Genomic DNA, 14,413 nt, shown 5'->3' with positions numbered 1-14,413 from the left:
ACTGGATATATCTAGTTATAACCACTTAATACCAGTATATTTATATATACTGATTTTGTCAATAGAATATTTTAAATATAATAAATTTTTCCTCCTTTGATTTCTATAAATATACTCTCAGCCCTTTCAAAATCATATTAGACGTATAATTAATGAAAAATTAATCTAACATTAATATCCGATTTAGATATCTGATATAAGATAAAATATAATTAAACATATTATATAAGAGGGATATAATGAGAAAACTCATATACATAATATTGATATTGTTATGTTTATCGGCATTGACTGCATGTACAAACGATAAAAACACAAAAGACACTTTTAGCATTTCCATCAAAAATAAAAGCGTTAAAGAGATTTACGGACTGCACTATGAATATTTTATTGACGGAAATCAAATCGGCGGAGGTAATGTAGAAAATGCAGATAACAGCATATTGGATAAAAACGAAATTTTGACAAATGAATTTTATCCCGAGGACTTTCAAGAAAACACCGACCTATCGAAATTTTCCATAAAATATTATTTGAAATTAAAAGATAAAAGAGAAATACCATGTAACAACATTATCAAACTGAATGTAAAATACAATGAAACATATAAATTGATATTACTGGATAGCGGTAAGAATGGATTTAAAATGATAAAAAGACATTAATAAAGACTTAAAGACAATACCCTAAAGTATTGTCTTTTTATTATAAATTTAATTTTATTAAATCTGATATCACTAACCGACTTCTAATTATTGAATTCGTATTTAAGCTTTACCTTATCTCCCCTGAAAATAACTTTTGAATATTCATAAGGCTTCGCTTCTTCCTCGTACATTATATCTTCAAGGATAAGAAGCGGATATCCTTTTTCCGTTTCGAATATTTGAGATACTTCCTCTGTGGTGGTCATAGACTCCAATGTTTCAAGAACTTTCTTCGGGGTTATTCCGTATTCATCTTCTATAAGTACACATAACTGTTCGCTTTCAAGCCTGTCCGAACTATATATTTCTTTGAATTTATCGTAGCTTAAATAAGTATGGTGAAGGCTTATAGGTTCGTTATCTACAAGTCTGAGCCTTTTGATGAACATGACATCGCTGTTTTCTTCTATATTTAAATTAAAACTTATTAAAGGAGTAGATTTTATTATACTTTTTTCGTATAAGCTTCGTTGTCGTTTCGTATCCCATTCTTTCGAGCTGTTCTCTAAATCCCATATATGCAAGAGAAGATGTCATTATTTTGGGAGATGATACGAATGTACCCTTACCCGCTACTCTGTAAAGTATCCCCTCTTTGACAAGATGATTGCAGGCATTCCTGACGGTTATCCTGCTTAAATCATATTTATTCATAAGCTCCGATTCCGAAGGTATTTTTTCGTCTCTTTTATAAATCCCCTTCTCTATACTCTCTCTTATAAGCTCTTCAAGCTGGAGATATAAAGGTTTTGAGTTGTTTCTGTCAATATTATACATAACATTAGCCTTTCCGATCATAACTGGTTATAACTAGATATTACCACACAAAATATATTTTTGTAAAGGTGTAAATTTATGTAATATTTTTTATCTGTTATAATAAAATATGATATAAATACAGCTAAATAGTTTCAAATCATTTAAAATACATGCTTTAACTTTAAAATATATTCTAAAAAAAAGTAAAGTTTTCGTTTTAATTGGTTATATAACCGCTTTTTTCGAGAAGTTCTTTTCCTTCGTCACTTTTAATAAACTTAAGCATTTTTTGTATTTTATTATTTATTTGTATGCTTCTTTTTATGATTTTTTAGCTCTTAATAAAAATTAACTGATATCCTTTACACCATATTGTGGTATAATTTATATAATATTAAAATGCATGATAAAACAGGAGGTGCATTAAAATGGACAATATATGTGTAGTAACAGGCGGCGGAAGCGGAATGGGGCTGGAAACGGCTAAAATTCTCGGTAAAATCATAAAATAATCTTGGTGGGAAGGACCGTATCAAAACTTGATAATGCAATAAAAGAATTAAAAGATCTTGGTATCGATGCAGAAGCATTCCCGGGTGATGCTTCTGATAGGGAATCGGTAAAGAAATTAGTTGAATATGCAAAATCAAAAGGAAACGTAAAAACTGTAATACATGCGGCGGGTGTTTCCCCTCACATGGCAGACGCAGAAAAAATATTTACCATAAATGCGGTAGGAACTATCAATATAGACGAAGAATTTGCAGAGGTAATGAATGAAGGAAGCTGTATACTCAACGTATCATCCATGTCGGCATATATGCTTCCCGAAGCAAATGTTCCAAAGGAAGTCTATAAACTTAGCCTTAAAGATGTAGACGCCTTTAAAGCGGCGGCAAATCAAATGCTTCAATCCGTACCTCAAGAACAAGCGACGGGTATGGCTTATACGATTTCCAAGAACTTCGTTACATGGTTTACATCGAGAATGGCTGTACGCTGCGGAAAGAAAGGTATTCGTGTTGTTTCTATATCTCCGGGAACATTCAAAACACCTATGGGAGAAGTTGAAGGCGAAGAAGCTGCTTCTTTTGCTCTCAGAGGAGCGATGGGACGTCTCGGTGAACCTGAAGAAATCGCAAAGATGATGGCTTTCATGGTAAGCGACGAATGCAGTTATTTATGCGGAGTGGATATTTTATACGACGGCGGTTCGGTTTCGGCAATGAGAGCTATGCAGGAAGATATGCAGTAAAAATGAAAAAACAGCACTTATCATACAGTGCTGTTTTTTTATTTACCAATGTGAAACAATTTATCAGTAAATATGATTTTTTGGTTTTATTAAATGTTATTTAAGATGTTAATTCTAATTAGCCGAGTTATTTGGAATTTATTTTTATATATCATTTTTTTTACGATGATTAATCTAAAAATTATCAGATAAATAAATCATATTCTATTTAAGTAAATTATTTACAAATTTGACGGGAACATCCATCCTCACAGCGATTTCTTCCTTATTCATACCGCTGTCGGCAAATCTTTTGCATACGTTCTTCATATCTTCCCCAATTTCGATTATATGATAATCGGGGTCGTATATACGAACAACTCTTTGTCCCCATGAGTGTTCTTTTGATTTATGAACATATTTAATATCCTTCATACTCTCCAGTTTATCTATAAACTTATCGAATTCCCCTACCTTACTTTCTTCAAAGTAAATTTCAAAATCATTGCCGGCAAATTTAATATCATCATTTGAAACTTCAATAAACTCTTCGTAACTTTCTCTAGTTTGTAGGCATAGTCCCCCTGTTAAGGTAATATTTGCTCCAAAATCAAGGATAACTCTAAGGCCCAAAACGTCCTTATAAAATTTCTTTGACTTTTCCATATCCGATACGACCAGCATGGGGTTTTTAAATTTCATATTATTCTATTCCTTCCGATTATTTTTTATTTCCTGCCATAAAATATTAGCGAGCAAACAAAGCCCGCTAAATATTTATATTATAATTAATAATGCCAAATTATTTAAAAACAAAGTATTTCTGACCGTTATATGTTACTACGTATAAACACATATCCACTACAGCTTTTGCAATATAGACATTTATACCTATGTAATTATGTACCACATTTGTGAAGAAGTAACTTAAAAATGCAACTATGACGACCAGTATGTAATATTTAAACATGGTCTTGCCTATATGACCGTCATTTTTAAATACATATTTCCTGTTTAAAGTATAATTAAACAGCGAAGAAATAAGCCTTGCAGTATATGTAGCTACGAGCAAAGGGAGCCCGAAGAAAGTAAATAAACAAAAACTTAAATAATCTACAAGAGCAGAGGAAGTCGAAGAGATTATATATTTGATTATCCTCTTATATACTCTGAGTGAATCTCTCAAAGTATCATAATGAGATGATTCGTTGTCATCTATATAAACTACCGCAATCGGCTCTTGAATTACTTCTATATTTCGCTCCTTTAGTTCCAGGAGCATATTCATTTCAAATTCATATCTCTCCCCTTCTATATCGATGATATCTTTTATCATATCAAGAGAAAAACCTCTAAGCCCCGTTTGAGTATCTACTATTTCATCTCCGTCGTTTATTACTTTGAATACTTTTCTGGTTATAGTATTTCCAAGCATACTTCTCATAGGAGTGGTTTCATCAAAATCCCTTACGCCTAATATCATTTTATCCGGATTTTCATCGAGGACTCTTTCGATATTCATTATATCTTTTGGCAAATGCTGACCGTCTGCATCTGCGGTTACCGCACTGTAATTATTTTCAATACAGTATTTAAACCCTGTCTTTAAAGCCCTTCCCTTTCCCTTGTTGACATCATGCTCCAAAACCACACATCCGAGTTTTTTTGCTTCTTCAAATATATTATCAAAGTCGGGACCGCTTCCGTCGTTGACTATCAATATCTTTTCATCATTTTTTATTAATTCCTTTACTACATTGATGAGTTTTTCATCAGGCATATAAGCAGGAATTAAAACTATAGGATCGATATTTTTATATTTCATCCATTTTCCACCTTTTTTTCACATGTTTCCACATTATATATTACCAAAAAAATTATAAAAAGAAAATGAAAAAAAAATTATATTTTTCTAAACAATTTTGCTATAATAAAAAAGTATTGTTTATTAGGAGAATTATATGGAAAAAAGCAGAAAAAACGGAGCGATATACATAGTAATAGCGGCATTTTTATGGAGCCTCAACGGAGTACTTATAAAATATATTCCATGGCAGCCTATGGCAATAAGCGGGGTAAGAGCATTTTTATCTACCATAACTCTGATCCTTATAAAAGGTGCCTTTGATTTCAAATTCAATAAGCATGTGATTTTTGCAAGTCTTTCTTATGTATCTATGGGGATACTGTTCGTATACGCGACAAAGCTTACAACAGCGGCAAATGCGATAATACTTCAGTACACTGCCCCCATTTTCGTGATAATACTTAGTATATTCTTCTTTAAAAAGTTCCCTACCAAGAAGCAGCTTATAACAGTATCAATAGCATTCATAGGCGTAGTTCTTTTCTTTATGGATAAAGTGGGCTCGGGAGCGATGATGGGTAATATACTTGCAATACTTGCGGGAGTCGGCTATTCGGGAATGTTTATATTCAATTCTTACGAAGATTCAAGCGCACTGGACGCGAGCATAATAGGAAATGCACTGATATTCCTTATTTCTGTTCCTGTACTGCTTCAGGGAAATGAGGCTGCACTCGATATAGCGGGAGTCTTCGGTATAATAATACTGGGTATATTCCAAATGGGTGTATCTTACGCGTTTTTCTCAAAGGGTATCGAAACTACCCCAAGCGTTGACGCCTCACTCATTTCAATGCTTGAAGCGATACTAAATCCTATATGGGTAGCCCTTGTTATAGGAGAAATACCAAGTTTTATATCCTTGATAGGAAGCGGACTTGTACTTACCTCAGTAGTATTTAATATAATAAGTTCAAAAAATGAAAAAGTCATACTTGAAAATAATGAAAGTTAATGATATAATCATTTAGTACTTCAAGCCGATGTGGCGAAATTGGCAGACGCACATGACTCAAAATCATGCGGAGAAATCCATGCCGGTTCGAGTCCGGCCATCGGCACCATTTTGCAGACTTAGCTGTTTCAAAGGATTATATCCTTTTGAAATGGCTTTTTTATTTCAATTATAAAAAAGAAAGCTACATACACTTTCTTTTTAGACTTTTACTAATTTAGATATTATCTACGATTAAATAAATTTTTATTGAATTTATTTTTCAACTAATTTTTCTAAATCACTTATTCCTTTTATTACATCTGTTAAATTATTTAACATACCAGGATTTAGTATAACATCCTTTAAAATATCGCTGGCGAGATTTTGTTCATCTTCTTTTATCTTTAATTCTAATTTTTTTTCTAATGTTTTCATTTCTTGAATATGGTTATTTTCCATTATCTTTAAGTCCTGTTCATATTTAACTTTAAAAGCCTCAACTTGATTTTCAGAGTTTTTGATAGCTTGTCTGTATCCTAAATACGCAGTACTAATCTATACGATATATGGTAATAAATCTAAAATATTAATATTCATCATTACCCTCCTTATAAAAAAATTAAATAATACTTTTATAAATTTTTCAAGGATGATTTTATCCTACTAAAAAAGCACCAATCAGGTGCTTTTTATTTTTATAAGTCAGACTTACTTCTTAAATCTGCTTTTTTCATAATTGTAAGGAATGCTTGTCCCTACGACCACATCTTCTATTTTTTCTATTATTAGCCAATCATCCATATTTCCTTGATGATCGAATTCCAGCGGTTCTATTTCTTCCAAATTTTCAAACTCAACGAGACATAGACATTTTTTATGCCATCTTGTTTTTTGCTTATCAGATAAGTTTAACTTCGGCTGATTTTCCTCAAGAACTTTTGTTATTTCTTCATCTTCAAGTTTTAAATAATTTTTTACTTCTTTAACCGTAGCTTTTGCACAAATATCAGTAGTACCCTTTTGCATGAAATAAAGAGTCTCCCCTTCAAATACTCTGCTGTGAGGTATTTTTCTTCCAGCTGCACCTCTGACGACCATTGTTTTACTTCCATTTAAAATCTTATCTAAAACCTTTTCTCCTTTTTTGCCTATGTTGTCACAGTAAACCAAATGTACCATTTTCTATTCCTCCTCTATAATCGGTATCCATATCTGACTCAGATAATCTTCATCAAAAACATTCCCGTCGCTGTACCATTCCAACTCCGGACAGTTGGCATGTTTAAACGGATAATTCAAAATCCATTCTTCATTCAAATATTTCCAGCATTCCTGAACCGACTTTGGAGGAGCCCCTCTTAAGTCAAATATAGCCCACGAAGCTTCCGGAACCATAATCTCTGTAAATCCATCGGGAAGTTCTTTATCTGATATCACCATGACAGAATACTCCATTTCATTTTTTTCTTTATCGTATCCTCTCATAACACCAAACATTCCCTTATTATCGGCAGTATCCGCCAGAACAAGATTATGGAACGTTCCGTCCTTTTGAGAATTACTCCAAATCTCGGGGATTTTCTTATCTGCATTCTCGTTACAAAGGACCTTAATGCTTTTCCCGATCAGCCTAAACGGTTTTGTGTGCTCGATTTTCCATGAATATTTTTGTTTGACGGATATCCTCATTTTGGGATATACATTAAGCTTGATATCCCCTTTTCTCGCCTCACTGGGAGATACTCCGTGAAACTGCTGAAATGCTTTTGTAAATGAAGTGGGAGAATCATATCCGTACTTGTAACTTAAATCAACGACTTTTATATCGCTGCTTTTAAGGTCGTAACCTGCCAGAGTAAGTTTTCTTAAACGAATATACTCAGAAAAGCTTATATCATTCATATATGAAAATACCTTTTGAAAGAAACCATATGAACATCCCGCTATTTTTTCTATTTCGGATCTGTCAATGCTTTCTTCTTTTCTCTGGAGATGATCTTCCACATAATCAATTATAATCTGCAATTTTTCATTCCACTGCATACTCTGCTCCTTAAATATTTTGACTTGTTTATTTTATCATCTATTAAAATTTATTTCAGCTTATTTTGCGTACTGTTAGGATAGCATAAATATTTATATTTTGAGTAATCCAATTACTGGGATTTTATCAATATTATAATTATTTATTTAAAAGTTTTAATTAAATAAAATATAGTTTATGATAAAAATATATAATAATAAAACACGGAAGATGAGCTTATAAAAGAGATGTTAAAACAACTTCTAAAAGTAAATTAAGGATTTTTGATTAAAAGTATAGAAATATTTATTAATAAATAAATACAAGGATTTTACCGAATACATTAATAAACATAATTTATAGATCAAGCCGTACCGCAATAATGTTAAAATATCAAAATAAATAAACATACCATATATCAGACTGAATAAATTTGTCTTATATAAAAATTGGTTTTCATACTTAATATACTGATAATTAAAGAATAAGACCTGATACATTCTTGTTTATTATTAAATAAAATTAAATGTGACTAATATAATAAATACATATTACAACTATATTTATTTCTTTTCAAACACCTCTCTTGCAGTATTAACTCCGTTGAGTACCCTTGGGAAACCTGCGTAAGGGATACATTGGATAAAGGCTTCGATTATACTTTCTTTCGAAATACCTACATTTAAAGCTGCATGGATATGCACTTTAAGCTGAGGTTCCGCCCCTCCCATAGATAAAAGAGAAACTATCGTAATCATTTCCCTCTCTTTTAAAGTCAATCCGCCTCTGGTATAAATATCACCGAAAGCAAATTCAATTATATATTTACCCAAATCAGGAGCAATATCCTTTAAAGAATTTATTACTTCTTCTCCTCCTTTCCCGTCTACTTTATAAAGCATCTTTTTTCCTTTTTCAAATCGTAAATTATCCATTTGAATTATCCTCCTTTTTATTTTATAATAAGCCTAATACTTAAACTATGGTTTAAGTCAAGTAAAATATTGAGGAAAAATCAAATTATGAAAATCTCACAAATATCAAAGGAAACAAATATCCCGGCTTCAACCATAAGGTATTATGAAAACAAAGGGCTTATAAAAATAAAGAGAGATAATAACAATATAAGGATATTCGATGAAAGTGATATCGAGTGGATAAAGTTCATAGAAAGACTTAAGAGTACCGGAATGCCGCTGAAAGATATAAGGGAGTACTCCAAACTTAGATATTTGGGAGAATGTACTACAAAAGAAAGAATGGATATCCTTTTAAAACATAGAAGTCACGTATTGAATGAGCAGAAAAAATGGAAAGAATATCTAAATAACCTTGATAATAAAATAAAAATATATAAAGATATATTAAATGAAAAGTGAGGTAAGAAATGAAAGTAACTATATATGGAATGCACAAGTGTATAAACTGCAGAGAAACGATGGAATTATTTGACAGTAAAAAAATTTCATATGACTTTATAGAAATAACAGATTCAACAACAACAATGAAAGAGTTTTTAAAATACAGAGATAATGAAAAATTATTTGAAGAAGTAAAGAAAGAAAATAAGATCGGAATACCTTTTTTTGTTTTTGAAGACGGTTTTAAAACTTTGGATATTGATAAAGCTATAAATGTTATAGAAAACAATTAAGAACTATTCTTATTATAATTATGGATTTAAATCACGATATATGATAAAATAAATACATTATTTATAATTGGAGAAAAAAATGTTCGATATATTAGATATAGATAAAGATTAAAAAAAATACGCAGATAATTTAAAAATATTCGATTTTTACAGATTGATAGATATCAATAAATTTAAAGTATATGATTATCACGATAAAGAACTTATAAATACTGATATAAACTGTTATGACATATGGGAAAAAGGAAACCCGTGTAAGAATTGTTCATCAAGGAATGCATGCAAAAATAACGGAGAAATCATAAAACTGGAATATTTGAACGGCAAGATATACCTTATCAATTCGAAGCCTATTACAATTAACAATAAAAAAATGGTGATAGAATTTATAAAAGATATAACAAATAACCTTTTGGTGAGCGATAAAAGCTGCAATAACAATCTTGATATCTCGGATTTGATCGAGCAGATGAATGAGCTTGTTTTATTTGATAGTCTGACAGGTCTATATAACAGACGTTCTTTCGATCAGGAAATAAACAAATATATGATTGAATACGATAAAGAAATAAAGAGTCTGTATCTCGCAGTATTTGATATCGATTTTTTAAAAGATATAAACGATACTTACGGTCATGTTGTGGGTGATAACGCCATTAAATACATATCCGAAGCAATGAAGGAAGTATTCCACAGCGAAAAAATAAAAACGTTCAGAATAGGCGGAGATGAATTTTATACTTTATTTATTGATTTAACAGCTAAAGAAGTAAATGAATATTTAGAAAAATTAAATAAATATATTGAAAATATAAAAACCGAATATAAACTATCGGTAAGCATGGGATACAGTGAATATCAATCTGAAATGAGTATAAATAAATTCATAGAAATTGCAGATAAAAATATGTATAAAATGAAAAGCATAAAAAAATCACTTATTTAAAAAGGAGCAGCATTATAGGCTCCTTTTTTATTATATATTAAAATTCTATATAATAAATTTCAAAAATCATTTACTATATAGTTCCTTCGTTAAAAGCAATATAAGAAAACAAAATTCACACTATGCGGCACTACGCCTGCCTTCGGCAGAATCCGCGCCGCCCGACGACTAAAACCAAATCACAACCGCATCATATAATCTCTTATTTTGATTAATGCTTTGTACGAAAATGAAGAATAAAATTTCAATATATGTTTTATTCCACTTCATCTTTTCTTCTCTCGATCTCACTCATAAATCCCGCAGTCAATATCCCCGAAGGAAGAGCTATTATGGCAATACCCAGACAAGACGAAAGCATACTTACTATTTTTCCTGCCTCGGTAACCGGATATATATCACCGTAACCTACCGTGGTCAAAGCTGTGGTCGCCCAATAAAATGCGTCAAAGAAATTCTTAAAATTTCCCGGCTCGACATTAAACATTATAAGAGCGGATATAAAAGTATACACGACAGCAAATACCAGAATTGAAATAAGAGGTTCTTTTTCATTTTTAATAACGGTAGAAATAAATTCAAAGTTCCTGGAATATCTAAGACTCTTAAACAATCTAAAGGTTTTAAATACCCTAAATAATCTAAAGAGCTTAAAGCTATGACTTATTATGCTTATAGTCGGAAGTATAGAAATAAGGTCTATTACGGCAAAAGGAGTAAACGGATATAGTATGAAAGACATTTTTCCTTGATTAAGTTTATAATCTGAGGTAGATATCCTAAAAATATAATCGACGATAAAAATAGTACATGTCGTATAATCTATAAAATTGAATAATCGGTTATTGAATTTAAAACATAAAGGTATTATGCTTATTATTATTACTATAAGCATAAAAATATCATACATCCTACTTAATGAATCCTCTTCGACAGGCTTTTCAACCATTTCATATATTCGCTCTCGCATACAAATCCCCTTTTGATTTTAAAATATATTATAAAAAGTTACATTTAAATATCATAATTTTACTGTTCATCATTAAATATCCTTATACTTTAATAAATTATAACTAAAAAAATTTATGATATAATTATTATTTAAAACAATATTTTAATATTATACCACAAAACAAGGAACATTATAAAAGCAAGTTTTTCAACTTATTTTATTTTATATTTATAAATAAAACTATATTACATATCCTATTATCAAAATAAAATCACGGAGGATAGATATGTCACAATATAAAATAATAGGTATAGTTGGTTCTTTTAAAAAAAGTTCACTGAATTTAAAATTAGCACAAACAATAAAAGAATATTTAAAAGATAAGGCTGAATTTGAAATACTTGATTATACGAAAGTTCCTTTTTTCAATGAAGATATAGAAAACCCCACTCCCGAAGCAGTAACGAATGTAAGAAATAAAATTAAAGAAGCGGACGCAATTTGGTTCTTTACGCCGGAATACAATCATTACTTTCCCGGAATACTAAAAAATCTTTTAGATTGGCTTTCAAGACCTATCAGTAAAGATATACCTCAAGTCCTTAAAGATAAACCGATTTGTGTAAGCGGTATAACCCCTGGTATGACGGGAACGGTTGTTGCTCAGGATCATTTAATAAGTGTTCTTAACTTTTTAAATGCTAAAGTCATGATGACTTCAAGGCTTACATTCCCAAATGCACTAAAAAGTATGGATGATATAGGGAATATCATTAAAGGACTTGAATTTATCCATGCACAGGCTGATGACTTTATAAAATTTATCGAACTGAACAAATAAAAAAAAGAGATAAACTCTCTTTTTTTATTATTTAAAATAACATTACTCAGCAGCTGATTTTTTATAATTTATTATTGCAATCAAATACAAAACGGGAAATAGTAAACCTATAAGCGAATAAATATTAAATCCAAAAGCCGCCATTCCTATAAGAAAGCTTGCGATATCCCCTACAAGCAGTAATATCCCGCATAACATACAATTCTTTAATATTTCCTTACTTGGGTTTTTGATACTCTTTAATCCGTAGATACCTGCTCCAAGCTGAAAAACGCCAAGTAAAGCAGCCAATGTAACGGAAGTACCCAGCTGTGTAAAATTAAAAGTATTTGAAGCAGCATTTCCTCCGACTGCAACTACTATACACATTATAAGAGACAGCACCGCACCGACAATAAGGAGCATCCTTACTACTAAGTAAACCTGTAATTTTTGTGTGATTTTTTATTTATCTTGTTACCTATTTTGATTATTCTTCTATAGATTGCTTGTTCATATTTACTCCTACCATAAATAAAATAGGAAGAAGCAAACTAAACAATGTTGTTATTGAAAATTGATTTATTACCAAAGTAATAGCTATATTGATAACAGCAATAACTAAAATAACAATACCCCATGTTTGACATTTCTTAATAGATACTTTATCAGTATTCCCTGCATTTTTTACTCCCACGATACCTGTTATAAGCTGAAGAACCCCTAAAATTATACTTATTACACCAAGTATAATTATTAGTCCGCCCGCAAATTCATCTGCACCTGCAGCAACTAATCCTCCGCCCAAAATAGAAATTAAACTTAATATAAATGTAACTACCGCACCTATTATAAGTAAAATACTAACGACTTTTAATAAAGTCTTTCCCTTTGGTTGATTTTCCATATTCTTACTCTCCTTTAAAATTAATATTGTTTATACTTTTATTCTACATTTTTTTGAGCGAATGTTCAACACTAAATCTATACATTAAGTAACAGATAAATTATGTATCATATTTATTATTTTATTTCTCATTATGTTTTATTTTTAAATACATATGATACAAATTATAATAAAATATAAAATATATCAAAATGTTACAAAAACTATACTTTAACTATATAATATCCTATATTATTTATAATTTATAAGAATAAAAATAAAAAAAGACATATTTAAATGTCTCTTTTTATCAAGGGATAAGGTTCGTAAACTTCTTGAAAAGATTTTTAAAGTTATAAAATGTCCCTTTATCTTCTTTTTTTACACTTAATTCTTCCGAGTAATTATAAGTCTCATCTCCTGCTTTTATACTATAATCGGCTATGTAGTTATCACTTCCGGAGTTGTATACTTTTTTATACTTTACATCCGCAATTTCATCACTCTTTAAAGGAAAATAAACATCGCTGCCAGCTGACAATTTGATGATACCGTTCTTACTGCCTTTCATCGGTACGGTCTTTACATAATCTCCTTTTTCAATCACCTTTTTTAAAGTAAAGTTATTGAATGCCATATCCAAAAACATCTTACTTTCCTCGTAGTGGTTCTCTGTATGTAAAAGAACACCCACGACCTGCATATTATTTCTCTTTGCCGCAAGAACGAAACACTTCCTTGCTTTCTTGGTAAATCCGGTCTTTACTCCGTTTGCACCTTCGTAACTCTTCAATAGCTTGTTTTTATTATATAATGTCCTCTGATTTGCTTTGCCCTCATAAGGCATGCTCCACTTTTCATCGTTAATTATTTTTACAAAGTTTTCATTTTTCATCGCATAAGAAGCAAGAAGAGTAAAATCATAGGCAGTTGTATAGTGATCATCATCGGGAAGTCCGTTGGGATTGGTAAAATGAGTATTTTTCATTCCAAGCTCTTTTGCCTTCTTATTCATCATTTTGGCAAAATTATCAATAGAACCTCCGATATAACATGCAATGGAAACCGCCGCATCATTTCCCGAAACCAACATCATTCCATGAAGCAAATCTTCCAAGGTAAGCTTTTCTCCTTCTTTTAAATATATGCTTGTGCCTTCTATTCCCGTCCACTCTTTCTTTATCTCTATTACATCATTTAAGCTCCCCTTTTCCAAAGCCAGTACTGCGGTCATTACTTTGGTGGTCGATGCCATCGGAAGTTTTTCATTCATATTGGAGCTGTATAATACTCTGTTACTCCCCGCTTCCATAATGCAGTACGCCTGTGCACTGACATTTGCCGCTTTGACACCGCCAAAATTAGGCAGATTTATTAATATCATCATTACAATAATAATAGCTATACTTTTTTTCTTCATTATCCATTCTACTCCCGTTTTTCTACTTATAAAATATATGAAGATATTTATAAAGTATGCAGTGTATAAAAACAGAATTAACTTAAGTAACCTTTAGGATTATTTCGCAGATTTGTATGTTTATGAAATTAAAACATCAAAACACATATGGTACCATTAGAAAATGACATTAGTTTATTTTTGAGTTATTTAATCAAAGTTACATACT

The 14,413-nt window shown here is 30.8% G+C and carries 19 protein-coding genes and 1 tRNA gene; 8 read left to right on the top strand and 12 right to left on the bottom strand.

The genetic code is table 11. The annotated features are described in order from the left end of the window. Nucleotides 1-239 precede the first annotated feature (239 nt). The gene (locus tag ANASTE_RS01920) at nucleotides 240-665 is read left to right on the top strand and encodes a hypothetical protein (RefSeq protein ID WP_007049210.1); all 426 of its coding nucleotides are present in this window, start codon (nucleotides 240-242) and stop codon (nucleotides 663-665) included. A gap of 83 nt (nucleotides 666-748) precedes the next feature. Here ANASTE_RS01920 and ANASTE_RS11205 read toward each other — a convergent pair whose 3' ends face one another. Both ANASTE_RS11205 and ANASTE_RS11200 read right to left on the bottom strand, forming a co-directional pair. Then, nucleotides 749-1,231 carry a GntR family transcriptional regulator gene (locus ANASTE_RS11205; RefSeq protein ID WP_083781732.1) on the bottom strand — a complete coding sequence of 161 codons (483 nt, stop codon included), beginning with the start codon at nucleotides 1,229-1,231 and terminating at the stop codon, nucleotides 749-751. Continuing rightward, on the bottom strand, nucleotides 1,125-1,484 hold the full coding sequence (locus tag ANASTE_RS11200; RefSeq protein WP_052294577.1) for a GntR family transcriptional regulator: 360 nt from the start codon (nucleotides 1,482-1,484) through the stop codon (nucleotides 1,125-1,127). Before ANASTE_RS11200 ends, ANASTE_RS11205 begins: the two co-directional genes overlap by 107 nt. Before the next feature lie 499 nt (nucleotides 1,485-1,983). Between ANASTE_RS11200 and ANASTE_RS01910 the strand changes: the two genes are divergently transcribed. Beyond that, on the top strand, nucleotides 1,984-2,721 hold the full coding sequence (locus ANASTE_RS01910) for an SDR family oxidoreductase (protein ID WP_007049207.1): 738 nt from the start codon (nucleotides 1,984-1,986) through the stop codon (nucleotides 2,719-2,721). 204 nt (nucleotides 2,722-2,925) lie between these two features. Here the strand turns inward: ANASTE_RS01910 and ANASTE_RS01905 are convergent, their stop codons facing one another. Both ANASTE_RS01905 and ANASTE_RS01900 read right to left on the bottom strand, forming a co-directional pair. Further along, nucleotides 2,926-3,402 carry a VOC family protein gene (locus ANASTE_RS01905; protein ID WP_007049206.1) on the bottom strand — a complete coding sequence of 159 codons (477 nt, stop codon included), beginning with the start codon at nucleotides 3,400-3,402 and terminating at the stop codon, nucleotides 2,926-2,928. 100 nt (nucleotides 3,403-3,502) lie between these two features. Continuing rightward, nucleotides 3,503-4,525, bottom strand: coding sequence for a bifunctional glycosyltransferase family 2/GtrA family protein (locus tag ANASTE_RS01900; RefSeq protein ID WP_007049205.1), 1,023 nt, complete (start codon nucleotides 4,523-4,525; stop codon nucleotides 3,503-3,505). A gap of 136 nt (nucleotides 4,526-4,661) precedes the next feature. Here ANASTE_RS01900 and ANASTE_RS01895 point away from each other — a divergent pair, with 136 nt between their 5' ends. Further along, nucleotides 4,662-5,522, top strand: a complete 861-nt coding sequence (locus tag ANASTE_RS01895) for a DMT family transporter (protein ID WP_007049204.1) — start codon at nucleotides 4,662-4,664, stop codon at nucleotides 5,520-5,522. 24 nt (nucleotides 5,523-5,546) lie between these two features. Beyond that, nucleotides 5,547-5,631, top strand: a tRNA-Leu gene (locus tag ANASTE_RS01890). Nucleotides 5,632-5,777: 146 nt separating this feature from the next. On the opposite strand, the gene ANASTE_RS01885 is transcribed toward ANASTE_RS01890, so the two are convergent. The 4 genes from ANASTE_RS01885 to ANASTE_RS01870 all read right to left on the bottom strand — a co-directional run bounded on the left by ANASTE_RS01885 (nucleotide 5,778) and on the right by ANASTE_RS01870 (nucleotide 8,462). Continuing rightward, entirely contained in the window at nucleotides 5,778-5,939 is a 162-nt protein-coding gene (locus ANASTE_RS01885) for a hypothetical protein (protein ID WP_198004093.1), read from the bottom strand. 273 nt (nucleotides 5,940-6,212) lie between these two features. Further along, entirely contained in the window at nucleotides 6,213-6,683 is a 471-nt protein-coding gene (locus ANASTE_RS01880) for a hypothetical protein (protein WP_007049201.1), read from the bottom strand. 3 nt (nucleotides 6,684-6,686) lie between these two features. Further along, complete coding sequence (locus ANASTE_RS01875; RefSeq protein ID WP_007049200.1) at nucleotides 6,687-7,547, bottom strand: AraC family transcriptional regulator; 861 nt, start codon at nucleotides 7,545-7,547, stop codon at nucleotides 6,687-6,689. 543 nt (nucleotides 7,548-8,090) lie between these two features. After that, nucleotides 8,091-8,462: a carboxymuconolactone decarboxylase family protein gene (locus ANASTE_RS01870; protein ID WP_007049199.1), complete on the bottom strand. Its 372-nt coding sequence runs from the start codon at nucleotides 8,460-8,462 to the stop codon at nucleotides 8,091-8,093. Nucleotides 8,463-8,549: 87 nt separating this feature from the next. On the opposite strand from ANASTE_RS01870, the gene ANASTE_RS01865 reads away from it, so the two are divergent. The 3 genes from ANASTE_RS01865 (at nucleotide 8,550) to ANASTE_RS01855 (ending at nucleotide 10,127) form a co-directional block, all read left to right on the top strand. Continuing rightward, complete coding sequence (locus ANASTE_RS01865) at nucleotides 8,550-8,906, top strand: MerR family transcriptional regulator (RefSeq protein WP_052294576.1); 357 nt, start codon at nucleotides 8,550-8,552, stop codon at nucleotides 8,904-8,906. Between the two features lie 8 nt (nucleotides 8,907-8,914). Continuing rightward, nucleotides 8,915-9,181, top strand: a complete 267-nt coding sequence (locus ANASTE_RS01860) for a glutaredoxin domain-containing protein (protein ID WP_007049197.1) — start codon at nucleotides 8,915-8,917, stop codon at nucleotides 9,179-9,181. Nucleotides 9,182-9,335: 154 nt separating this feature from the next. Beyond that, nucleotides 9,336-10,127 (top strand): GGDEF domain-containing protein, encoded by a 792-nt coding sequence (locus ANASTE_RS01855; RefSeq protein ID WP_007049196.1) that lies wholly within the window; start codon nucleotides 9,336-9,338, stop codon nucleotides 10,125-10,127. A gap of 256 nt (nucleotides 10,128-10,383) precedes the next feature. Here ANASTE_RS01855 and ANASTE_RS01850 read toward each other — a convergent pair whose 3' ends face one another. Then, the gene (locus tag ANASTE_RS01850; protein WP_007049195.1) at nucleotides 10,384-11,097 is read right to left on the bottom strand and encodes a potassium channel family protein; all 714 of its coding nucleotides are present in this window, start codon (nucleotides 11,095-11,097) and stop codon (nucleotides 10,384-10,386) included. Nucleotides 11,098-11,365: 268 nt separating this feature from the next. Here ANASTE_RS01850 and ANASTE_RS01845 point away from each other — a divergent pair, with 268 nt between their 5' ends. Next, nucleotides 11,366-11,920 (top strand): NADPH-dependent FMN reductase, encoded by a 555-nt coding sequence (locus ANASTE_RS01845; protein ID WP_007049193.1) that lies wholly within the window; start codon nucleotides 11,366-11,368, stop codon nucleotides 11,918-11,920. A gap of 42 nt (nucleotides 11,921-11,962) precedes the next feature. Here the strand turns inward: ANASTE_RS01845 and ANASTE_RS01840 are convergent, their stop codons facing one another. The 3 genes from ANASTE_RS01840 to ANASTE_RS01830 form a co-directional block, all read right to left on the bottom strand. Continuing rightward, nucleotides 11,963-12,325, bottom strand: a complete 363-nt coding sequence (locus tag ANASTE_RS01840; protein ID WP_007049192.1) for a hypothetical protein — start codon at nucleotides 12,323-12,325, stop codon at nucleotides 11,963-11,965. Nucleotides 12,326-12,389: 64 nt separating this feature from the next. After that, nucleotides 12,390-12,806: a hypothetical protein gene (locus ANASTE_RS01835; RefSeq protein WP_007049191.1), complete on the bottom strand. Its 417-nt coding sequence runs from the start codon at nucleotides 12,804-12,806 to the stop codon at nucleotides 12,390-12,392. 289 nt (nucleotides 12,807-13,095) lie between these two features. Beyond that, on the bottom strand, nucleotides 13,096-14,205 hold the full coding sequence (locus tag ANASTE_RS01830) for a D-alanyl-D-alanine carboxypeptidase family protein (protein ID WP_007049190.1): 1,110 nt from the start codon (nucleotides 14,203-14,205) through the stop codon (nucleotides 13,096-13,098). Nucleotides 14,206-14,413: the final 208 nt, after the last annotated feature.

Source organism: Anaerofustis stercorihominis DSM 17244, from assembly GCF_000154825.1.
GTDB classification, from domain to species: Bacteria; Bacillota; Clostridia; order Eubacteriales; family Anaerofustaceae; genus Anaerofustis; species Anaerofustis stercorihominis.
This window is presented reverse-complemented; position numbering and strand designations above follow the sequence as displayed.